Source organism: Anthropogastromicrobium sp., assembly GCF_037349415.1.
Lineage (GTDB): Bacteria > Bacillota > Clostridia > Lachnospirales > Lachnospiraceae > Anthropogastromicrobium > Anthropogastromicrobium aceti.
Genome location: NZ_JAXWCK010000016.1, coordinates 34,963 through 58,720, shown reverse-complemented (window position 1 = coordinate 58,720; position 23,758 = coordinate 34,963). Strand labels below are relative to the sequence as shown.

General features: G+C 42.0%; 19 protein-coding genes. 2 read left to right on the top strand and 17 right to left on the bottom strand.

The window, feature by feature from the left end:
• Positions 1-9: 9 nt before the first annotated feature.
• Positions 10-1,461, bottom strand: a complete 1,452-nt coding sequence (locus tag WJP93_RS02315) for an ABC transporter permease subunit (protein ID WP_337546666.1) — start codon at positions 1,459-1,461, stop codon at positions 10-12.
• 292 nt (positions 1,462-1,753) lie between these two features.
• On the opposite strand from WJP93_RS02315, the gene WJP93_RS02310 reads away from it, so the two are divergent.
• Positions 1,754-2,599 (top strand): AraC family transcriptional regulator, encoded by an 846-nt coding sequence (locus WJP93_RS02310; protein WP_337546665.1) that lies wholly within the window; start codon positions 1,754-1,756, stop codon positions 2,597-2,599.
• A gap of 33 nt (positions 2,600-2,632) precedes the next feature.
• On the opposite strand, the gene WJP93_RS02305 is transcribed toward WJP93_RS02310, so the two are convergent.
• The 7 genes from WJP93_RS02305 to asnS all read right to left on the bottom strand — a co-directional run bounded on the left by WJP93_RS02305 (position 2,633) and on the right by asnS (position 10,524).
• Positions 2,633-3,085: a GNAT family N-acetyltransferase gene (locus WJP93_RS02305; protein WP_337546664.1), complete on the bottom strand. Its 453-nt coding sequence runs from the start codon at positions 3,083-3,085 to the stop codon at positions 2,633-2,635.
• 10 nt (positions 3,086-3,095) lie between these two features.
• On the bottom strand, positions 3,096-3,620 hold the full coding sequence (locus WJP93_RS02300) for an adenine phosphoribosyltransferase (RefSeq protein ID WP_066562777.1): 525 nt from the start codon (positions 3,618-3,620) through the stop codon (positions 3,096-3,098).
• A gap of 32 nt (positions 3,621-3,652) precedes the next feature.
• Positions 3,653-4,414 (bottom strand): TraX family protein, encoded by a 762-nt coding sequence (locus WJP93_RS02295; RefSeq protein WP_118614045.1) that lies wholly within the window; start codon positions 4,412-4,414, stop codon positions 3,653-3,655.
• 30 nt (positions 4,415-4,444) lie between these two features.
• Positions 4,445-6,094 (bottom strand): ATP-binding cassette domain-containing protein, encoded by a 1,650-nt coding sequence (locus WJP93_RS02290; RefSeq protein WP_066562780.1) that lies wholly within the window; start codon positions 6,092-6,094, stop codon positions 4,445-4,447.
• A 67-nt stretch (positions 6,095-6,161) separates the two neighbouring features.
• Positions 6,162-7,841: an AAA family ATPase gene (locus WJP93_RS02285; protein ID WP_308731942.1), complete on the bottom strand. Its 1,680-nt coding sequence runs from the start codon at positions 7,839-7,841 to the stop codon at positions 6,162-6,164.
• Positions 7,842-7,864: 23 nt separating this feature from the next.
• A complete protein-coding gene (locus WJP93_RS02280; RefSeq protein ID WP_066562784.1) occupies positions 7,865-8,926 on the bottom strand; it encodes a DNA repair exonuclease in 1,062 nt (353 codons plus the stop codon).
• A gap of 206 nt (positions 8,927-9,132) precedes the next feature.
• Entirely contained in the window at positions 9,133-10,524 is a 1,392-nt protein-coding gene (gene asnS / locus WJP93_RS02275) for an asparagine--tRNA ligase (protein WP_337546658.1), read from the bottom strand.
• A 193-nt stretch (positions 10,525-10,717) separates the two neighbouring features.
• Here asnS and WJP93_RS02270 point away from each other — a divergent pair, with 193 nt between their 5' ends.
• Positions 10,718-11,899 (top strand): cysteine desulfurase family protein, encoded by a 1,182-nt coding sequence (locus WJP93_RS02270; RefSeq protein ID WP_227101603.1) that lies wholly within the window; start codon positions 10,718-10,720, stop codon positions 11,897-11,899.
• Here the strand turns inward: WJP93_RS02270 and WJP93_RS02265 are convergent.
• From WJP93_RS02265 to pheA, 9 genes are all read right to left on the bottom strand, one after another.
• Entirely contained in the window at positions 11,875-12,777 is a 903-nt protein-coding gene (locus WJP93_RS02265; RefSeq protein ID WP_337546655.1) for an ABC transporter permease subunit, read from the bottom strand. The two genes, WJP93_RS02270 and WJP93_RS02265, sit on opposite strands and share 25 nt — an antisense overlap.
• A complete protein-coding gene (locus tag WJP93_RS02260) occupies positions 12,774-13,712 on the bottom strand; it encodes an ABC transporter ATP-binding protein (RefSeq protein ID WP_337546653.1) in 939 nt (312 codons plus the stop codon). Before WJP93_RS02260 ends, WJP93_RS02265 begins: the two co-directional genes overlap by 4 nt.
• Before the next feature lie 37 nt (positions 13,713-13,749).
• Positions 13,750-15,624 carry a hypothetical protein gene (locus WJP93_RS02255; protein ID WP_337546652.1) on the bottom strand — a complete coding sequence of 625 codons (1,875 nt, stop codon included), beginning with the start codon at positions 15,622-15,624 and terminating at the stop codon, positions 13,750-13,752.
• Positions 15,614-16,771, bottom strand: a complete 1,158-nt coding sequence (locus WJP93_RS02250; protein ID WP_337546650.1) for a HAMP domain-containing sensor histidine kinase — start codon at positions 16,769-16,771, stop codon at positions 15,614-15,616. Before WJP93_RS02250 ends, WJP93_RS02255 begins: the two co-directional genes overlap by 11 nt.
• The gene (locus tag WJP93_RS02245; protein WP_337546649.1) at positions 16,761-17,465 is read right to left on the bottom strand and encodes a response regulator transcription factor; all 705 of its coding nucleotides are present in this window, start codon (positions 17,463-17,465) and stop codon (positions 16,761-16,763) included. Before WJP93_RS02245 ends, WJP93_RS02250 begins: the two co-directional genes overlap by 11 nt.
• Before the next feature lie 53 nt (positions 17,466-17,518).
• Positions 17,519-19,663 carry an RNA degradosome polyphosphate kinase gene (locus tag WJP93_RS02240; RefSeq protein WP_337546648.1) on the bottom strand — a complete coding sequence of 715 codons (2,145 nt, stop codon included), beginning with the start codon at positions 19,661-19,663 and terminating at the stop codon, positions 17,519-17,521.
• Between the two features lie 36 nt (positions 19,664-19,699).
• Entirely contained in the window at positions 19,700-21,235 is a 1,536-nt protein-coding gene (locus WJP93_RS02235; RefSeq protein ID WP_337546646.1) for an exopolyphosphatase, read from the bottom strand.
• A 23-nt stretch (positions 21,236-21,258) separates the two neighbouring features.
• Positions 21,259-22,557: an ATP-binding protein gene (locus WJP93_RS02230; RefSeq protein ID WP_262538952.1), complete on the bottom strand. Its 1,299-nt coding sequence runs from the start codon at positions 22,555-22,557 to the stop codon at positions 21,259-21,261.
• Between the two features lie 62 nt (positions 22,558-22,619).
• A complete protein-coding gene (gene pheA / locus WJP93_RS02225) occupies positions 22,620-23,750 on the bottom strand; it encodes a prephenate dehydratase (RefSeq protein WP_066562807.1) in 1,131 nt (376 codons plus the stop codon).
• Between the last annotated feature and the right edge of the window lie 8 nt (positions 23,751-23,758).

The following is a 23,758-nucleotide window of genomic DNA, read 5'->3' as shown; positions in this document are numbered from 1 at the left end:
GTCCCCTCCTTATACGATACTCTCACCACGGATCAGCTTAGACGCACCATTTGCTAAAAACAAAAGCGTAACACTGATAACCGATTTGAGCATACTGACAACGGTGGTCAGCGGTATGGAACCCTGTCCAATACCAAGCTCATACACATACAGATCCAAAACACGTATAGATGTCGCATTCGTCGCATTCTTGAATACAAGATACTGATCCATGCCATTGCTTAATACGTTTGCAATGGACATCAAAAGCAATACACAAAAGGTCGGAATAAGACCTGGCACGGTGATGTGCCACATACGCTGGAAGCGTCCTGCGCCGTCAACTGTTGCTGCCTCATAGAGCTGCTGGTCAATACCTGAGATACCGGCTATGTAGATAATTGCGCTCCATCCGATTCCCTTCCAGGTTCCCCAAAGCCACATCTTAAGCCATGTATGTGAGCCGTTCATAAGAAGATTATGTCCTTCACTCCATATTCCAAGATTAACAAGAATACTGCTTAAGAATCCATCTGTAGAGAAGATACATGTTGCAATTGAGTATACTAATACCCAGCTGATAAAATTCGGAACAGTAGTAAATGTCTGAACAAAACGTCTAAACTTAAGGTTTTTAATCTCACAAAGGAATATTGCAAATGCCATTGGCATCCAGCTTGTTAAAATTCCGATTCCGCTCATACCAAGCGTATTTTTCATTACATTTCCAATATCCTTTACCGTTGCCGGATTTTTCAAAAGCTCTGTGAACCACTTAAATCCAACAAAGTTTGCCATGCTCAGAGAATCGCCGGCTTTGTAGTCAAAGAATGCATATCTCCAGCCCCAAAGCGGCAAATATGAAAATACTGCAACAAGTGCTAAAAATGGCATAAGCATCAAAAATAGAGTATACTTTGTCTCCATTTCAAACTTCTTTTCGCTCTTTTGCTTTTTAAGAAGAAGTATGGCTACAACAGACGAAACAATTAAAATGACTGCAAATGCGGTCATAATTGTGACGCTCTTTGGCAGCATAGGCTCGATTTTATCAACCTTTTCACTGGCGCTTATCTGTTTGTATGCAGTAGAAATCATCACGATACCAGCTGTCATCACCACACCGCTTATCAAAGAAAAAATATTTCCAAGCTTCTTTAAGCGTATATTTCCTAGTGACATACAGGCTGCTGCTACGCCTGATGCAATGCCGACACACATAACGATTGCGCCTGCACAGTCAAGCATGAAGCTTTCTTGTGATACCCATCCCTTCTTAAATGCACGGCCAAAACCATTTGTCAACGTACTATATGAAATGCCTGACGTAAAGAGTGACAGATTCTTATTGATCATTTCACTAATTCTTGCTGGGTTCAGACTCGGTATAAATAAAAAGACAACCGACAGCAGAACGGCAGCGCGAATTACATAATAGAGATAATCATAAGCCTGGCGCTGTTTTGCTTTTTTTTGATTCATTTTCTTCCCCTTTCTGTCTGTTGTCTGCGGTAACGTTTTCGCTTTTTCTTAAAAAAATAATGATATATTATGTTATATTATTTTTTTTCAAAGACAACTTTATGTTATTTTTATTATAATACTGACTATCTAAATTTGCACTGGTGTTTTTTGAGGTATATACTGGTATTTTTTATTATTTTACTTGTTTTCTTCTTTGTTTTGTAGTACAATATGTGAAACGCAATCGTTTTCTTTTTTTGCTTTTTGTCTCTTTTGTACGATAAATTAGAAAAGTTCGTGAGGTGTTAATATGTATTCTTGTGAAACCTTATTTCCTGCCCATAATCAAATCACGATCATCAAGAATCCTTCTGCTGCAGAAGGCCGTCACAATCATACCTTTTTTGAACTTGATTGTGTAAAAGTGGGACGCTGTCTTGCTGAGTTGGGGGGGCATTCGTTTTTTCTGCCCGCTGATTCCTTTGCTTTTTTACCGCCTGATACAGCCCATCTTGTTCATCCAAATCAAGACTGCATCTGGTATCAGCTTCTGATCGCACCTGATGTTCTTGAGCAGCTGCTTTCTTTTGATAACAATATTTTCTGCGAATTTTTTCTGCAGTCTGTCTTTGCTAAGGAAAGCACTGACTGCTTGATCAGCCATACTGACAGCGCAGAACCTGATACTTGGGTACTGCTTGATGCAATGACACAGGAATGTCAGAAAGCTGATCTTTACAGTGAAAAAATGCTTTTTCATCTGCTGCTTACGCTTTTTTATAAATTAATGCGAAACGGTGAGATGACGATTCTTGGATCACATGATTTTTCTAAGAAGACTCATATGGCTGTCATTGCACGCTATCTGCTGCAAAACTACACATGCGCGTCACTGGCCGGACTGGCAGATCAGCTTAACTATTCTCTTTCCTACTGCTCTCACTTTGTTCTGGAGAATACTGGCTTCACCTTTAAACAGCTGCAAAAAAAGATCCGCATGCAAAAGGCAGTCAGTTACCTTTTATATGCGGACACACCAGTAAATCTTATTGCTGAGCAGCTTGGCTACAGCTGTTCAGAGAACTTTATGAAGGTCTTTAAACAGGAATACGGCCTCACTCCTACGCAATATCGCGCAAGAATGAAGCCGCAGTGAATCATCCCTGCAAGCAGGATGATTCTTTGACTTTTATCCCCTATTATCGTTGATATATTGGATCATTCCTGGTCCTAACTTTTCTGTTGGGCGTGCCAGAAAGCCGTGCGCTTCGTAGAAGCGCTCTCGTCCTTTTGCGCACATCAGATCCAACATCATCTCAGTACCTGGAAGACGAAGACTTTCGACGTACTGGGTCAGTCTTGAAAGAACAAGTGATCCGATTCCATACCCTTGCGCCTGCGGCGGAATTACAAGATCCTGCACGTAGCAGATGACTGCACCATCTCCCACTAGGCGTCCCATGCCAATTGGCTGTCCTGCCAGATAGGCGCCGACAACAAGAAGACTATTATCGAGTGCCTTCTGTGCCTGCTCACGTGATAATTTCTTCCAGCCGACAAGCGCACGAAGCTTTAGATATTCGTCTACTGTCAGCTTATTGTCGATCAATTCTATCATATCAAGATCTACTTGTCTTGGCATCGTTTTTACCTTACTTTCCTTCGTATGTGATAACGGACTCTACATCATAACCTGCCAGGCGCTCTCTTCCCTTTAATCCAGCCAGCTCCATGACAAATGCAATCTTTACAACTTCTGCACCAAGGCTCTCTGCTAACTTTACAGCTGCCTCTACTGTTCCGCCTGTTGCAATCAAATCGTCGATGATGACAACTTTCATGCCTGGACGAAGATCTTCCTTATGAATCTCAATCTCCGCTGTGCCGTATTCAAGATCGTACTTTGCAGAAACAGTCTCTCTTGGCAGCTTTCCCTTTTTTCTTACTGGGATAAATGCTTTATGCAAATTGTAGGCAATCGGCATACCAAAGATAAAGCCTCTTGACTCTAAGCCAAGTACTGCATCAAACTCAACACCCTCTAACATTTCCTGAATCTTGTCTATGGACAGCTTTAATCCGTCAGCATCACGAAGAATTCCAGTTATGTCACGAAAAATGATACCTGGCTCCGGAAAATCCGGAATACTGATTACATAATCTTCAATTCTTTTCATTCGTTTTTCCACCTTTGTTTATTTTTTATTCCTTACCTGAATGTATACGCGATCACAAACAGCACTATCAGATGCACAGGATAGAAAAAATAAAATGCATATTGTACCTTTTTGCTTGAATAGCCTTTTCTTCCATTATAAAGGGCGATTGGAAGCAGTGCAAAAAATCCATATATTTCGAAGCTGTTCTTATAATAAAGTACAAATATTCCAAGTGCCGCAAATACTACGTGAATCATCTGAGAGACTGCCGGTGTGTATGGCCTAAAAACCTTCTCCCATGGCTCATTCATAAGACCCATGACAGCGATGCACACAACTCCGCTCCAGTCATAGTCAGTATGAAAGATGAATTTTGCCATGTAACCGTATCCAAATACAAGGACTGGCCACACCAGATATTTCCAGTCTTGATCAACTACCTTCATAAATGTAACAATCATCATGCCAAACAGCAGCGTAAGAAATACATTTTGTGAAGACATATCAATCTGAAAATTTTTTAATGCCAGATCAAATGGAATCTCAGAAATTAAGGCAAGCAGTGCCAGACGCGCCATGTAGCGCTTCCAGTTTTTTGTGTACCGCACTCCCTCCACTATCTGGAAGCAGAATATAGGAAAAGCAATGCGTCCGATCATTCTGCCAATCCAGTAAAGTGTAGTTCCAGTTCCTGGCACGATATGCCTTGAAATGTTCCATACATCAACACCATATGGATCGATACAGGAGGCAAAGAGATGATCGATAAACATTGTGACCATTGCAATAATTTTTAATGCAAATGCACTCATGCTTCACCGCCTTTCTCTTTAGTAACAAGATTATTCTTCGCCATCCGGTTCTACATCATCCTCGAGATTTGCAGTGTAAACCTGACGCTTCATTGCCATCTCATCACTTGCCAGATACTCGTCGTATGTGGTAATCTTATCGATAAATCCGCCTGGAAGCAGCTCGATAATACGGTTTGCAGTTGTCTGAACGATCTGATGGTCTCTTGAGGAGAACAAAATTACACCTGGGAACTTCATCATACCGTTATTTAATGCTGTGATAGACTCCATGTCTAAGTGGTTTGTTGGCTCATCAAATACTAATACGTTTGCACCAGAAATCATCATCTTGGAGAGCATACAGCGAACCTTCTCTCCTCCTGATAAAACGCGAACCTTCTTCGCACCGTCATCACCAGCAAAAAGCATACGTCCAAGGAAACCTCTTACATAAGTGATATCCTTTACAGGGGAGTACTGCTGCAGCCAGTCATAGATCACAAGATCGCTGTCAAACTCAGCGGAGTTATCCTTCGGGAAGTATGCCTGAGATGTTGTTACACCCCACTTGAAGCTTCCTGAATCTGGCTCCATCTCACCCATTAAGATCTGGAATAATGTTGTCTTTGCCAGCTCGTTTGAACCAACAAATGCAACCTTATCGTCATGACGCAGTGTAAAGCTGATATTGTCAAGCACCTTTACACCATCGATTGTCTTACTTAAATTCTCGACTGTCAGAACCTCATTTCCGATAGTACGGTCTGGTCTAAAGTCGATGTATGGATACTTTCTGGAAGATGGACGCATATCGTCAAGCTGGATCTTCTCAAGTGCTCTCTTACGTGATGTTGCCTGCTTACTCTTAGATGCATTTGCGGAGAAACGCTGGATGAACTCCTGTAACTCCTTAATCTTTTCTTCCTTCTTGCGGTTTGCTTCCTTCATCTGCTTAATCATAAGCTGAGAAGACTCATACCAGAAATCATAGTTACCAGAATACAGCTGAATCTTTGCATAGTCAATATCAGCGATCTGTGTACATACCTTATTTAAGAAATAACGGTCATGGGAAACGACAATGACAGTGTTTTCAAAGTTGATCAAAAACTCCTCTAACCAGTCGATTGCTGCTAAGTCCAAATGGTTGGTCGGCTCGTCCATTAATAGAATATCTGGATTTCCAAACAAAGCTCTTGCAAGAAGAACCTTTACCTTGTCTGGACCATCAAGCTCACCCATCTTCTTATAATGAAGATCAGTTTCAATACCAAGACCATTTAACAAAGATGCAGCATCAGAATCTGCCTCCCATCCATTCATCTGTGCAAATTCTGCCTCCAGCTCACTTGCACGAATACCATCTTCATCAGAGAAATCCTCTTTTGCATAGATAGCATCCTTTTCCTTCATGATTTCAAAAAGACGGGCATTTCCCATCATAACAGTATCTAGTACTACACAGTCATCATACTTAAAGTGATCCTGCTCCAATACGGAAAGACGCTGTCCCGGTGTCATTGTGATGCTTCCATTTGTCGGCTCAAGCTGACCAGACAAAATCTTTAAAAATGTTGATTTTCCGGCACCGTTTGCACCGATAATTCCATAACAGTTTCCTTCTGTAAATTTGATATTTACATCTTCGAAAAGGGCGCGTTTGCCCAGACGTAATGTTACTCCATTTGCACTAATCATGTTTCCCTCTCATTCCGCCGCCTGCCTGCTGCATCTGCGGCTTATACACTCCTGTCTTCTTGTTCTCTTATCTTAATAAGCTGTCTTCTCTTGAATGACAGCTAAATATGATTACCTGATGACCGCACTTTTTGAGCATATCGATTGCTGCGGCAAGGCGCTCATCATCATAGTACGCAAATACATCATCAAACAAAAATGGCATCGGTTCGTCCTGCCACAAAAGCTTTGCAGCTGCAACACGGATGCTTAAGTAAATCTGCTCGATTGTTCCTCGGCTTACACTTTCTAACTGAATCTCCCGCTCATCTGCATACACTCTCACCTTCATATCCTGTCCAATAACAACCTTCTCATACTTTCCGTCTGTAATATCAAACAAAATTTTAGAAGCCTCACTGTTTAACAGATTTCCAAAGGTGGCACGGATACGTTCTGATACGTGATCCATTGTCTTAAGTGCCATATTGACAGATTCAATTTCTTCTGCAAGTCTGGCATTTTCTGCGGCAGCACCCTTTAGCTTCTGATCGTTTTCTTCAAGTGACAGCAAAATCTTTTCTTCTTCTTTTTGCTCATGCACAAGATAAGAAAGCTCTCGCTGTGCCTTTTCATACTGCTCTTCAAGTGGCTTGCAGCGGTCGGCAGCATCCGTCGGCATCTTTGTTTTACATTCCTCAAATTCTTTTAAGCTTTGTTCAAGCTTTTCTTTTAGTTCTTTTGATATCTTCTGGGCCGCAAACGCATTCTTTTTGTTGTCCTTACTCTTCCATGCACATAAAAACATGGAAACAATACATACAAATGCTGCGCATGCCCCGATTGTAATCATCCAGAAATCGCCTCTGTTTGTCATACCGACACTGCTGTAGCGATAGATGGAAAATGCACCAGCAAGAACAGCAAGCACTAACCATATAAGCCATCCATGTCCGCCTGCTGCCGTCATATTGGCATTAGCTGCATTTTCACTTGCCTTTTTGTCTGATTCATAGCGGCGGCGAAGCTCATTTCGCTCGCGCTCATATGCCATCAGTTCTTCCTCTGCCTGACGGCGCTCAGTCTCGATTTTTGTCTGTAAATCACTGCTTTGCTTTTCTCTAATATAACGTGAACGCTGAAGGCGACTCAGACGCTTGCCTGACTCATCTGCCATCTTTTGATTCTTTTGATGAACGCTGTCCACATCATTTACGATCTGTGACTGCAGACTCTGCTTTTTTAATAACAGCTCCTGTTTTGCCTGCTTGACGTCGATGTTCAGATTTTTGCTCCGACTGGCATTGACTGCCATATCCTCAAGTTCCTTTGCAAGCTGAGGATCTGTAGCACTCTTTAGCTGCTCAATACAGATAGTATTAAGATAGCTTGTCTCAGTGAGACCGCTCAAAATCTGTCTTAAATGCTGCTTTGCCGGCTGAAGCGACTCGCCTGTCTCATCATCAAATACACGAACCGTTGGCTGCGGTCTTAAAAAGTTTCGCTCGATTCTGTATACTTTATCATCTTTTTTAATCCACATTCTTCCACAAAAATCATGCGGTGTCTCCCATGGAAGATAATGACTGTAACGCTCATTTCCCTCCTCTGTATCCGGGATGCCAAACAGCATACTGCGCACAAATGCATGAATCGTGGATTTTCCAGCCTCATTTTTGCCATACACAATATTCAGGCCGGACGTAAATGTAATTGTTTTTAAATGGAATTTTCCAAAATGTGTCAATTCCAGCTTTAGAATATTCACTTGCTACCCCACTTCCCTGTCTGTTACTGTGTCTTCTGTACGGCATTTAAAAGTGCCTCCAAGCCGCAGTAAAGTGCTTTTTGCTCACGCGTTCCTGCCGGTTCTTTTAAAAACTCTTCCAGATACATACCGATCATATCATCCTTATGCTCATCTAAAAGTGCCACCAGATTGTAGTCTGGCATTGTGCCGTCCTTTACATCTGCCACATTGCCAAGCGCAAGAAGACGTGCTCTGTCATATGGCTCTTTTGGCTGATAACGTCCTTCAAGACTAATCGTGAAGATGTTATCGCTGCCATACTGATTGATTGCAGCTGTCAGCTTTTCTTCCAGCTCATCCTCTGTAATATCACTTGACAGGCGCACCTTAATATTGATGTATTCACGGCAGGCAAACGGTACGAACCTAATCGTTGTACTATCCTCGTTAATCTCTCCGAGAATAAATCCATGCTTGCCTGTTTCATGTACGCTAAGAGGCTCAAGTGATCCGGCATAAGCCATGTGCATACTTTGCATAACGCTTGCCTTGTGCTCGTAGCCAAGTGCAATATAGTCAAAGCCTTTTTCAGACAACTCTGAAAGGTCTGCCGGCATATGATTATCATCACCTGTATAGCCAAGCAAAATCTGATATTCACTTTCTTTATCTGGTCTTGCATCCTCCAGATACGGCTTGCCTTCTGTCGGAGCATAGTAGCTGCATCCATGAACAGATGTATTTATGTTTCCCAGCTGCACATTCATGCAATGCTTATCAGACAGCATATGTACCCATGACTGCCACGGATATGTCTTCCACGGACTATCTTCTGTGATATAGTCAGATGCACCGGCAATCATGACAACTTCTGTGGCGGTCAGTCTGGCAAACAGCTTTGCTGCCCGGTCAAGATCTGCCCAGACGGGAGGTCGATCAAAGAGATCGCCTGCGATTAATAACAGGTCGATCTCTTTTTCATTACACGCATCTATCACTGCAGCAAATGAGTCCCAAATTTCTTCTGCACGGTTCTTTCCCCAGAGAAATTCTGCTTCAGGGCTGCTGCCCAGATGCAAGTCTGCTATGTGTATAAAGCGCATTTGGTCTCCTCTCTTGTTGTGTTATTCTACTTTGATGATACCTACGGCTTGCTCCGCTGCTTTGCAGCTCTCACAAGCCTGCAAACATTCGGATTCGCTGATTTTCTTCGAAAATCGCTGCATCCTCATGTTTGTTCGGATCCCGAGGTCAAATGTGCTCTCTCGTGCAAGCACGATCGCACATTGACTTCGGTCTCCTAGTATCATCAAATATCACAGTTATTTACAGTTCTTGGGAATGGAATTACGTCGCGGATGTTGCCCATTCCTGTCAGGTACATAACGCAGCGCTCAAATCCCAGACCAAAGCCTGCATGACGTGCACTTCCGTACTTTCTTAAATCCAGATAGAAGCCATAATCTTCTTCTTTTAAGCCAAGTTCTTTCATACGCTCTGTCAGCTTTGTATAGTCGTCCTCTCTCTGGCTTCCTCCGATGATTTCTCCGATACCTGGTACGAGGCAGTCCATTGCGGCAACTGTCTTTCCATCTTCATTTTGCTTCATGTAGAATGCCTTGATTTCCTTCGGATAATCAGTTACAAATACAGGACGCTTGAAGATCTCCTCTGTCAGATAACGCTCATGCTCTGTCTGTAAATCACAGCCCCAGCTTACCTTATAATCAAACTTATCATTGTGCTTCTCTAAAATCTCGATTGCCTCTGTATAGGTGACATGACCAAACTCAGAGTTTAATACGTGATTTAAGCGATCTAATAATCCCTTGTCGATGAAGGAATTGAAGAACTCCATCTCCTTTGGTGCCTTCTCTAATACATAGCGAATTACATACTTTAACATTTCCTCTGCTAACTTCATATCATCATTTAAATCAGCAAATGCCATCTCAGGCTCGATCATCCAGAACTCTGCTGCATGACGTGTAGTGTTTGAGTTTTCTGCACGGAATGTCGGTCCAAAGGTGTAGATGTTTCTAAATGCCATTGCATATGTCTCACCGTTTAACTGTCCACTTACAGTCAGGTTAGTTGGCTTTCCAAAGAAGTCCTGTGAGTAGTCAACCTTTCCATCCTCTGTCTTCGGGATGTTGTTTAAATCCATAGTTGTTACCTGGAACATCTCGCCTGCACCCTCGCAGTCACTTCCAGTGATCAATGGAGTGTGCACATATACAAAGCCCTTCTCCTGGAAGAACTGATGAATAGCAAATGCGATCAAAGAACGAACACGGAAAACTGCCTGGAAGGTGTTTGTACGCGGACGCAGATGGGAAATGGTACGCAGATATTCCATGCTGTGACGCTTCTTCTGTAACGGATAGTCTGGTGTAGATGCACCCTCAACTGTAACAGTCACTGCCTGAATCTCGAATGGCTGCTTTGCCTGCGGTGTAGCAACTAATGTTCCCTTTACAATCAGGGCTGTACCTACATTGCACTTTGAGATCTCTGCAAAGTTCTCCATGGTATCATGATATACAACCTGAATTGGCTCAAAGCTAGTTCCATCGCTTAGTACGATAAATCCAAATGTCTTGGAATCACGGATACTGCGAATCCATCCTCCTACTGTTACTTCCTTATCCATATACGCGTCCGGCTGCGCAAAAATTTCGCGGACTGTAATTAATTCCATAATTGCCTCCTTTTAGTAAATGAAATTGCGGCAGCAAATTTTTTTCATAACAGCTGCACACAGTTGTTTTTAATTATACCGCGAATAAACGAATATGACAACTGCCTTTTTTCGCAATCCCGGTACTTTACAGTTGTTTTTTCATAAGATAAAATAGAAGGCAGCAACTTCCATAAAGAAAGGATCCTTTTTTATGAACCAAATCTATCTTGATCATGCCGCAACGACCCCACCTCTGCCAGAGGTCTGCGACACTATGATCTCTTATATGAAAAGTGAATGGGGAAATCCCTCTTCGCTGTATGATTTTTCTGATGAACCACGACGCGCCGTTTTGGACGCGCGTGCACATACTGCCGCCCTGATCCATGCTGATCCAAAGCGTATCTTTTTTACTTCCGGAGGCTCTGAATCTGACAGCTGGGCACTTATTGGCTGCGCACGGCTGCTTCGCTGTAAAGGAAATCACATCATCGTCTCTGCTATTGAACATCATGCAATTTTGCATGCAGCCGCCTTCCTTGAAGATGAAGGCTTTGATGTCACTTATCTGATGCCTGATGCAGCCGGCTTCATTCACCCTGAAAATCTTCTAAAGGCAATGCGCCCTGATACGATTCTTGTGTCAATTATGATGGCAAATAATGAAATTGGTACGATACAGCCAATTTCTGATTTAGCTTATATTGCTCATACAAACGGCTGTGAGGGCTGTCTTTTTCACACTGATGCTGTTCAGGCATACGGACAAATTCCTATTGACGTAAAACGTCTTGGAGTTGATCTTTTAAGTGCCAGTGCACATAAAATTTATGGACCAAAGGGCATCGGTCTTTTGTATATCCGCGATGGCGTTACACTGACACCACTTATATTTGGCGGAGGACAGGAAAGTGGCATTCGCGGAGGCACAGAAAATGTACCGGCAATTGCAGGCTTTGGCGTGGCAGCAAAAATCGCATTTAATCAGATGCGCACCACAATGCGTCACGAAATTGCCCTTCGCAATTATCTGATTCAACGAGTACTGCATGAAATTCCATTTTGTCAGTTAAATGGCAGTCACCAAAATCGTCTTCCCGGCAATGCAAACTTTTCATTCGAATATGTCGAGGGCAGCTCCCTTCTTATGATGCTTGACGCGCAAGGTATCTGTGCATCATCTGGCTCTGCTTGTGCCTCTTCATCTGCGGAGCCGTCCCATGTACTGACTGCAATCGGATTGTCTGATGAGCTTGCACATGCTTCGCTTCGTCTGACACTTGGACGAAACACAACAAAAAAAGAGCTGGACTTAGTTGTTTCAATATTAAAAGAAACAATTGACCAGCTCAGAAGTATTTCTGATTCTTATCTTAATCGGATTTCGCGATAGTTGCCTCTTCGCTTACTGTATAAGATATGAACGGCATATAATAACTCAAATGCTACGATGGCTGCCTGTACTAATAAACTTACGGGCAGCCAATGCTGCGTAATCCAGTTTTGTTTATAATTTCCCATGTAATTAATCATATCAAAAATTGCACTACGGCTTCCCGCCTGGTAATTTAATACACCATAAAATGTGACAACTGGATTAGTAAGAAGCAGATAATGATACCAGGATACAGGACTTCCCAACTGATCTCCATAGACTGATGAGCTGTACAAAAGGCTCGGTGCAAGATGAACAAATAATGTTCCACCGATCAAAATCAGATTTGAAGCGTAGGCAGAAAGCGCCGCGTAAACTGAACGATTTGCACCTGCTGAGCATAGAATGGAGAGCGAACAAATCTCAAGTGCAACAACAAGAAGCACGCTGATCATTGCAATAAGATCGCGCATCTGAACACCACCGTACACAAATACAAGTGAAAAAACTGGAAGTGATGTCACAATAAGCACAAACATCATATTCATGCAAGAAACAAGCTTTCCTAAAATCACCTGCCATGGCGAAACACCCGTCGATAAAAACAGCTCCAGATTTCCATTTTCGCGCTCCTGACTGATGCCAGTTCCTGCAAGTGCCGGGGCGATAAAAACGATCATCAAACATTCTGCCATCGCAAGCGTAAGATATAGCTGAAGCAGTGCGGCATAATCATTTTCACTGCTCGTCTTCATGTAACTTACCATGTTCATGAATACAACTATTGCTATAACAGCAATCACACTGTTAACAGAAAGAACAGCAATTAGAAATGCCTTGCTGCGGTTTGCTGCCCAACGATCCTTTTCATATATTGGATTATGGAATTTGCTCATCTTCTCCCCTTTCCGCCTGAAATTTCACGCTCTAACAGATTTTCCAGACTGCTCTGCCCACGGCTAAATGAGTATACCTTGACATTGCTTTCTATAAGTTTTTTTAAAAGTGCAGCTTCATCTTTGATGCCTCCAGCAAAATGCATAACGATAAAATTACCATCTCTTGAAATCGTGCGCACAAGCGCTTCCTTTCGCAAAATGGCAACAGCTGCCTCAGGCGCTTCACAGACACGAAGATATAAAAGTGCCTCGCTTCTTGCCTGACGAAGAATATCTGACAGATTTCCTTCACTTATAATGCGTCCCTTCTCAATAATACCGATCTCACCGCAAAGATGCGCTGCATCTGGAAGTGACTGCGATGCCATTAAGACAGTTACCTCATCCTCTGCAAGAATAGCAAACAATTCCTCCATCGCAAGCTTTTGTGCACTCTCCATCCCATTAAATGGATCATCAAGAAGCAGCAGGCGCGGACGATGAAGAATCGCCCGCAAAAATGAAAGTTCTCTTCTGACACTAGCAGACTGCTCCTCCACAAGCTGCTCTGCTCTTCGCTCAAGGTGCCCCAGCTGAAGCACCTCCATGCAGCGCTCTCTCGCTGCAAGACCATAAAGTCCCTGCGCATGTGCATACACTTCGAGATACTCCATTACCTGAAGACGCGGAAAATAACCATCCTGCGATCCCATATAGCCCAGAATACGAAGAATATTTTTCTTATTTTCTCGTTTTGACACATCCATCCCATTAATGTAAATATTTCCGCTTTGCGGCTCTAAAAGACCAGAACAAAGACGAAGAAGTGTTGTCTTACCTGACCCTTTTCTGCCAAGAAGCGCATAAAAGCTGCCCGGCGTAACGTTTAGCGTAAGCTCGTCGATCAAAGTCTTATTTTTTACCTTAAATTTAAGCTGATTTACAGACAGCATACATGCCTCCTATCTCATAGTTATCATGTTACATCCGTCAGTTCTGTGTGACAGACAAACAAATAATGGTATCATTTTCTACCGGATAATCTGTATACTGCTGTATAGCAGGCATATAATCAATTTGCGCCATAACATATAACTGCTCTTTTTTTGTATACAAATAGTATTCATAATAATCTGCTAGCTTTCCAATCCACTGACCGCGGTTTTTGTATGCACCATCTGAAAACTGATCTTTTGTCATCATATGAACACGTCCATTTTGCTGTTCTGTCTCCAAATCAATTGTCTCCCCCGGCTTCCAGTGCTCGATCAGTGCAAGCTCATTTCCTGTATTTACTACAGCCGATATAAGTTCGTATTCAGTATTATTTACAAGTGTTCCAAAAACTCCTGACGCATTTTCTTCAACTGTGCCTGTAATAGTTCCGATACCTGAAATATTATTTTCAAGTGCAAAACAGCGTGAGGAAAAGGCTGTCAGGTTTTCCAAAGACAAAAGTGTCTGCTCTTTAGAAAAATCAAACGACACGACACGCTTTGCATTGACAGTTCCGTTTTGTGTGCCGCTTCCCCAATAATACTCTTCCATAAGTGATGTAACATGGTATGCTGGATTAATGCTTACCTCATAGCTGCTGTTAAACGGTGCCTGAATGCTTGTATAGATTGTTTCACTATTCTCATTTTCTCTGCTGTTCTCATCAGATAATACAGTGAGGCTTCGAATAAATGGCCGTGAATAACGTGTGCTTGTTCCTACTATGAATATCAAAATGGAAAAGCATGCAGCAAGCAGACAGACAAGCGGGCGAAACCAGCGTATCCTTTTTTTCTTGCGCATCAAAAGATAAATTCCAGGAATGCCAACTACCAGATATAAAATCAAAATGGCTACATATATCCATACCTTTGGTGTCTCAGCAGATGATTTATGTGTCCTGAGTCTGTAAAGCAGCGATGAATTTTCATAAACACTAAGAGAGCTAAAATCTTCTGAGTAGCTTCCGCTTGCTCCTTTGCTCAAGATTAGAATAAACTGCGACTTTCTTTCATCTGTAAGACGTGACACAGTCTGGCTGAGTGTTTTTCCAAGAAACCATACACTTCCATCTCCAAGACTTCGGTAAAGCAGCTTTTGGTTACTGCCTGCACTAAAAGTTTTGGAGCTGCCAAATCCGTTTATATTCATTTTCTGGAGTGCTGTCCATCCGCCGCTTCCCTCAAATACAATCGTACCGCCCTCTTTTACCCATTCTAACAATGCATTTTTCACATCACTGCTTAGTTCTTCAAAATAGGCAACATCAACCGATAAAAAATCGAGCATACCGTAGCCCTCTTTTTCGGTATACAAATTGTCTTCTGTGAGTGTGACAGTTCGTACTGAAACCGCTGTTCCAAGATCATTTCTTTTAATTTGCTCTGGCCATGATACGGTATCTGTCTGTTTTCCCATATGGCCTGCTAAAAGCATATTCTGCCATTCATCATATGCCTGATAGGTACATGTTCTGCTGTAAATGACACGCTCATAGCTATCAAGAAGTTCAATTGTAATCTGACTGCTGTATTTCGCTGCAGGAACAATAAACGAGATCGTCTGTTCATTCTCATCTGACAGCGGCTTTCGGTACGCATAGTAATCACTTGCATTTGTCGGCACTGTAAGAACGCATGTTCCACCCTCTTTTGCATAATCTCCATCAACATGCACCGTAACTGGAAAAGGATGTTCTTCCACAAGAATCCCTTCTCTTCCAAGACCAAGACTGACACTGACTGTTCCTGAATAGGCGCGGTACGCGCGTTTTGAAGCATTTTTACAGCCACCTGCTGTAATCAGGCATAGGACAATTGTAAAAAACAGTACTGTGACTGCAGTGCGATGGGTAGTTTTAGGTCTCATCTGACACCTCCTGCGTAGCATGATTGTCATCCTCGATATTTTCTTCATGTGTGCTTGGCAGCATCACACTAAAAACAGTTCCCTCAAGGCTGCTTTTTGCCGCAATTGAACCTCCGTGTATACGCGCCACATTTGCTGCAATCGCAAGACCAAGACCTGTTCCTCCTGTAGCGGAATTTCTTGAACTTTCAGCACGGTAAAACTTTTCAAATACGCGGTCTAAATCCTTTTGCGGAATTACCTTTCCAAAGTTAATGATATCTACTGTGATTGCTTCTTTTTGTGTTCTCGTCTTTACAATCAGAAGCTTTCCCTCTTTTCCATACTTGATTGCATTGTTAATCAAGTTGTCAAAAAGACGCACAAGAAGCGTAGCATCACCCTGAATTACAAAATTTGATGCATCGGGATGGTACTCGTAATCCATCTCGTTATTCTCAAATACCGGATAAAATTCATCAAGAAGCTGCGCTAAAAGTGTTATTATATCAATTGGCTGCATATTTGTAGTCTGCTTACTGTAGCTAAGCTTAGTAAATCCAAACAAATCTTCTATCATCTGCTGCAAATGTTTTGCCTTGTCATGAGCAATCCTGATGTAATTCTGACGCGTCTCTTCTGGAAGATCCTTTCTCATGGAAAGAATATCAAGATATCCTAAAATTGATGTGAGCGGTGTACGCAAATCATGTGCAATATTAGTTATCAGCTCGTTTTTTGTCTCCTCTGCCTGCTTTTCTTTTTCAAGAAGCTGCTCGATCTCCTCTGCCATGTGATTGACCTGCATTGCAATATCTGACAGCTCATTATCGCCTCGCACTGGAATACGCGTATTAAAATGTCCCTCAGAAATCTCCTGAAGAGATGCTGAAATCTTTCTTGTATATTTTAGTGTTCGATGCTGAAGCATACCAAACACAAAAGCAAACACGCATATGCCAATCAGCAGATAAACAAAAATCAGGGGCGCGTTATACTCACCTGACAAACTGGCGACGCTCCCCTGAAAACCGAACTGACACAAAATCACGTCGGCCAGCTTGCTGTTTAGCAAAAGTGCGACCTCAGCCGCCAGCGCGGCAGCTGCACTTAACACAGTGTTAAGCAGCAGACTGCCTCTATATTTCACTTTATTTTTACTGGTCAATTTTGTATCCAACTCCCCATACGGTTGTTATGATCTTATCCTCACGATTATCATCCTTGATTTTTGTACGAAGACGGCGGATATGTACCATAACAGTATTATTTGCCTCGTAAACAGTTTCATTCCAGACGTTTTTAAAGATTTCGTCTGTACTGAATACCTTGCCTGGGTTTTGTGCCAACAGACAAAGAATATCAAATTCAAGCGGTGTCAGCTTAATTTCCTCACCATCTACAGTAACAACATGAGTTGTGCGATTAATCACAACACCTCGTATTGAAATGACTTCACTTGCGTCCTTTTTTTGTACGCCATCTGGATTAAATTCCGTATAACGGCGAAGCTGTGACTTGACTCTTGCAGTAAGCTCTAATGGGCTAAACGGCTTTGTCACGTAGTCATCTGCTCCGCAGCCAAGTCCAAGAATTTTATCAAGATCTGCTGACTTAGCACTTAAAAAGATAACCGGAATGTTGCTGAATTTCCTAATCTGTCTGCACATCTCGATGCCGTCCATCTCCGGCATCATAATGTCTAAAATAGCCAGCTGAATATCATGCTCCTGTAAAATCTGAATACCTTCTTTTGCACTGTATGCCTTCCAGACACGATATCCATCGCTGACAAGATAGATTTCAAGAAGATCAGCAATTTCTCTCTCGTCATCTGTTACTAATATATTAATTTGATCCATGTTTTTCTCCGTTTCACTTTGCCGCTGCCGCACTCAAACGACAGAGCACTTTTTTAGTCCTGCGCATCCTCTGCTGTAAGCGGCTCGAATACGCGTTGCTGCTGCAAACCTTCATCTTCCCTAAAAGCCTGCTCCTCTGCCTCATTGCAGAACACTTCCTGAGAGTCAACAAGCACTTTTCCTCTCTTATCGATGCGCTCATACTGACCGCTTTCGTCCATCTTCATGATTCTTGCACGTACAGTATCCTCAAGCTCAACCTCTAAGATATGACGCACCTTTGCACGTACAGATGGATCAAGCACTGGGAATGTAATCTCCACTCTTCTGTCAAGGTTTCTTGGCATCCAGTCTGCACTTCCCATATAAATTTCTTCATTTCCGCCATTTCCAAAACAGAAAATACGGCTGTGCTCAAGGAAGGTTCCTACTATAGAGCGCACACGGATGTTTTCACTGACTCCTGGTATACCAGCCTTTACACAGCAGATGCCACGAATGATCAGATCAATCTTAACACCGGCTGCTGAAGCCTCGTAAAGTGCAGCAATGATGCCTTTATCACAAAGGGAGTTCATCTTAGCAATGATATATGCCGGACGACCGCTCTTTGCAAACTCAGTTTCTCTTTTAATCCATGACAAAAACTTTCCTCTTAGCCAAAGCGGTGCTACAGCAAGCTGATTCCAAGACTCCGGCTCTGAATAACCAGACAGCATGTTAAATACAGCAGTAGCATCCTCACCGATCATGCGGTTGCATGTCATGATACCACAGTCAGTGTAAAGCTTTGCAGTCGCATCATTATAATTTCCAGTTCCTAAATGTACATAGCGGCAGATTCCATCTTCCTCATCACGAACGATAAGTGTAATCTTGCTATGCGTCTTTAAGCCGCGAAGACCATAAATTACATGGCAGCCTGCTTTCTCAAGCATCTTTGCCCATACAATATTGTGTTCCTCATCAAAACGTGCCTTTAACTCGACAAGAACTGTTACCTGCTTGCCATTTTCTGCTGCCTTTGCAAGTGCTGCAACGATTGGTGAATTGCCGCTGACACGGTACAATGTCTGTTTGATTGCCAACACCTTTGGATCAACTGCTGCTTCTTTAATAAAGTTTACAACAGGGTCGAATGTGATGTATGGATGATGCAGGAAAATATCACCTTTTTTAATGTTGTCAAAGATGGACAGCTCTGGGTCAATCTGCGGACAGCTCTGTGGCTTATACTTTGGCTGCTTAAATGCATCAAAGCCTTCCATTCCATAGAGCTTCATTAAAAATGTAAGATCGAGCGGTCCCTGGATCTTATAAATTTCCTCGTCTGATATCGCTAGCTCTTTTTTAAGATATTTGAGCAGATATTTGTCAATCTCCTCACTGACCTCAAGCTTGATTGCCTCGCCCCACTGGCGCTGCTTTAACTGCTTTTCAATTTCCTGAAGAAGATCCTCTGCTTCCTCCTCGTCGATGCTAAGATCTGCGTTTCTTTCAATACGGTATGCAGCAGTACTTATGACATCATAATTTAAAAACAGCTTGCTGATATTTCTGCGGATGATTTCTTCAAGAAGAATCAGCTTAACACCCTCTGTACATGGCAGCTGTACAATTCGTCCCATTACAGACGGCACCTGAACTGTCGCAAACTCAAGCTCTGGCTCCATTTCCTCTTCGCTTTGATTCTTTGTCTTAATGAGTGCAGCAATATTTAATGACTTATTTCTGATTAACGGAAATGGTCTTGATGCATCTACAGCCATCGGTGTTAAAACAGGGTACACCTTTTCCATAAAGAAATTGTCTGCAAATGATGCTTCCTCATCGTTCATCTGCTCAAATGAAGTTAACACGGTGATATGCTCCTTTGCCAACAACGGCAAAAGACTTCTGTTATATGTTGAATATTGTGTCTGAGTAAATTCATGAAGTGCTTCGCTGATAGCTGAAAGCTGCTCCTTTGGTGTCATACCTGCAATGTCCGGCTTTTTGTATCCAGCATTTACCATATCCTTTAATGATGCAACACGCACCATAAAAAATTCATCCAGATTTGATGAGGTGATGCTTAAAAATTTGAGGCGCTCAAACAACGGATTACTCTTATCCCTTGCCTCTTCCAGCACACGATAGTTGAACTGAATCCAGCTTAATTCTCTGTTTGTATAATATTGACTATTTTCAAAATCCATCTTGCCAACCTGCCTTTCTATTTTTCTCTATTTTTCTCACTGTTTCTTTTTCTTCTGCTTAATTTCAAACCCAAGTCCGTATACTTCCTCAAAGAAATCCTGCTTATCCTTTAATGTCTTTTTCTCGAGCGTAATGTTGTCCGGATAAGCTGTCGTGATCACGATATTTGAGTCCTTAATAGTCAGCTTCATATCGGCAAATTTCTGGCGGTGGCTTCGATCAAGCGCATTGCATACTCTTAAGATAGCTGCTAATTTCATAACAATCAAATATTCGTCATTGCCAAGCTTTCCATCAAATTCCCTGAAATTTGGAAGCTCCATTGTGTTGTAGCGGACAATGCATGCAACCATCTCACGCTCCATATGAGAAATTCCGAGAATTTCTGTAGACATAATAATTTGATATGCACACTCGCCTGGTGCACTCATACTTATAAATTTTCCACAGTCATGTAAAATGGCAGCCAGACGAAGAAGCAGACGCTCACGCTCCCCAAGACCATGATATTTTTGCAGCAGATCAAAAAACTTGCCTGCCATCTGCTCAAGATATTCTGCATGAGCCTGATTTCCTTTGTAGCGCTTGCAGATTGTCTTTGCAGATGCAATTATGTCTTCTTCGAAATTGTATGTGATGCGTCCAAGCTTATGCTTTTCCATGTAATCAATTGCATAACCGTCACAAAGATCAGACTGCGGAATCCAGATTCTCTCTGCCTGACTTGCATCAAGAAGTGTCTGCGCCAAAATCATAACAGGAAGCACCATCGCTGCATACTCAAACGGCATGTCAAGCATCTGACTAATCTCACTTGTTGATTTTCCGCGAATCTGTGAGTACAAGTTTCTGATATCCTCTGCGGTTATGCCTGGATCTCCAGTATGCTCAAGCACCTTTCTGATCTGAGAAATAAGTGTATCACCGACAAGAATCAGACTGCGGATCGTGTGATCCTTTAAGAACATTTTCTCAAATGTCTGTACATCATTGTCGATCATTTCCTTTAACACAAGCTCCACAACAGGATATTCCCATGAAAATGCAGAGAACATCTCACCAATCTTTGCCATTCCAAGACGAATATTCTGTGTAGTTGCAAGAGCTTTTTTCTCGTAGATAGAAATCTGTAAGCTTCCTGATCCAATATCAACCATAGCTGTTCCCTTTTCCGGAAGCTTAAAATCATTTTCTCTTGCAATTACACCCTTAATTCTTACATAACGCTGCTCAGAATTACTAAGTACCCGCACGCGGATTCCTGTGCGCACCTCAATCTGGTCCACGACCATTGCACAGTTTTTCGCCTCACGCACGGCACTGTTTGCAAGTGCATAATACTCTGTTATTCCATACTCAGCCAGCGTCTGCTTAAAATGAGTAAATGCATTACAGATCTGTTCTAAGACCTGTGTACTGATTCGCCCCTCTGAATATGTATCTTTTCCTACTGGAACCATTCGGCGCAGGCTGTCAATCACCTGCATTCCCTTTCTAGGAGCAATCTCGTACACTTTCATAATCACGTCCTGTGCCCCGATCTCCATTACTGCCATACGCACTGCTGCCATAATTTCACGTCCTTTCTATTGCTTTACTGTTTTTTTAATGCCTTTTGTCCAAGCAGATAAATAATAAACTGCTGTGCACATCTTCCGCTTCTGCCTCCATGATTTAATTCCCATCTGCCTGCCTCTAACAAAAGCTCGTCTGTGTCCATTTCGATGCCATTCTTTTTTGCAAGATTGATCACAATATCATCGTACTCCTGCTTTTCTGGTGCACCATAATAGATTGTTACGCCAAAACGTGCCACCAAAGACAGCTTTTCCTGCACTGTATCTGAAGAATGAAGCTCTGGCTTATAATCCTTTACATCATCGAAGCTTTCCTTAATTAAATGACGACGATTACTTGTAGCATAAATCAGCACATTATCTGGTTTTGTCTCAAGACCGCCCTCGATAACAGCCTTTAAATATTTGTACTCGATCTCAAACTCCTCAAATGACAAATCATCCATATAAATAATGAATTTATAATTGCGGCTTTTAATCTGAGAAATAATTTTTGGCAAATCTTTGAACTGATGCTTATACACCTCGATCAGACGAAGTCCCTTAGAATAAAACTCGTTCATGATTGCCTTTATGCTAGAGGATTTTCCTGTTCCGGCATCACCAAACAAAAGGCAATTGTTTGCGGCCTGTCCATTAACAAAACTAAGTGTATTATCAACTAACTTTTTCTTCTGACGCTCGTAACCTACAAGATCATCTAAATGCACATGCTCAGTACATGTGATTGGCTCGATGATTGGCTCTCCATCATTATCCTGGCCTATGCGGAATGCCTTATGAAGACCAAGCTTTCCAACACCATAATCGCGATAAAAATCTGTCAGCGTATGTAAAAAATCTTCCTCACTGTCACATGCACCAAGATTTTTTCCAAGCTCTGTGATGCTGTCGCGAATACGCTTGTTAAATACATGACCATTTGTATTAGAGTTTACATAATTCTCCAAAAGAGCTGCCAAGCTGCATCCAAATGCACGGTCTAAATCTTCAAGGCTTACTGCAAACATTTCTTTCCAAAATGAAATATCTGGAAGAACAAGCTTTGATAATGTTCCCTGCGGAAGACCCTTTTTCTCACATGCCTTAGAAAACGCATTTTCTGCATTTGCCAATATACAGGCAAGTACACTGTGCCACAGATTTTCCTGCAGTCCATAGGCTGCTGCCATCTCGATCATCTGATGGATGCAGTTTTCATAGCATTCTAAATCATCCTCGGTAAGCGCATCAATCTGTGCCTTTTTTGCCAATGTTCTCATCTGGTAAACCAGATCTTCGTGTTCAAAGTTTCTGTATAATAATAATCTGTTCATGTCAAATCCCCTGATGCTTTCTATAATAATTAATTCGTTACTTTTGAAACTTTTCTATGTTTTTAGTAGTTTCCCAAGATTTTCAAGCGTGCAGCCTCCTCTTTGATGCCAAGAATCGCATTTTCTACAGCTGCATCGGCAAGATTTCCTTCGAAATCAACAAAGAAGCGATACTCAAATGGCTGCTCTGGAATTGGTCTTGATTCGATTTTTGTCATATTCAAATCATTATAAATCATATGAGACAAAATCGTGTATAAACTTCCGCTCTCATGAGGAATCTCAAACATGATAGAAATCTTTGATGCATCCCTGCGGTAGCATTTTTTTCTGCTTACAATAATAAATCTTGTTGTATTAGTCTTGTTGTCATTGATTCCTTCCTCAAGAATCTCTAATCCATACAGCTTTGCCGCTGTTTCGCTTGCTATTGCAGCTGTCTTTGGATTATTTTCCTTAATGACCTTCTGTGCAGCCATTGCCGTATTTGCCTGACTGATCTGCTGCCAGGATGAGTGCTCATTTAAAAATTTTCCACACTGCATAAGTCCCTGCGGATGAGAGTAAACTGTCTGAATCTTATCTATGTCTGCACCCTTTAATCCTAGCAGACAATGACGTACAGGAAGATAATACTCGCCTACAATAGTATTATCGTAGCGTGTCAAAAGATCATACACATCACCAACCTGTCCGGCACTGGAATTTTCAAGAGGCAGCACGCCAAAATCAGCTTCTTTATTTGCAACTGCCTTCATGACCTCCTCGAAGTTTGGCACATGAAAATATGTTGCCAAGTCTCCAAAATATGCCATGGAAGCAGCATGACTGTATGCTCCTTCTACTCCCTGAAATACGACAGTTGCATTTATTTTGTCAATCTCATCCACACAGTCAAATGGAACCGGCTGAGCAACGCCCTCTTCCTTCATGATCTGATACTGACGCTTGCGGCAAATTGCCATGACCTGTGTAAACAAATCGCAGATGCCATGTTCTTTAAAACCATCCTCTGCAAGCTTTGACAAAGCTTCTAGCTTCTGGTTTTCTCTTGTTTTATCAAGCACCTTTTTATTATTCTGTATCTTGTATGCGGCTACATCCCTGCAGACATCAATTCGTTTCTGAAACAGGCGTGTGATTTCTTTATCTATCACGTCAATCTGTGCTCTTGATTCTGATAAATCTAACATATATTTTT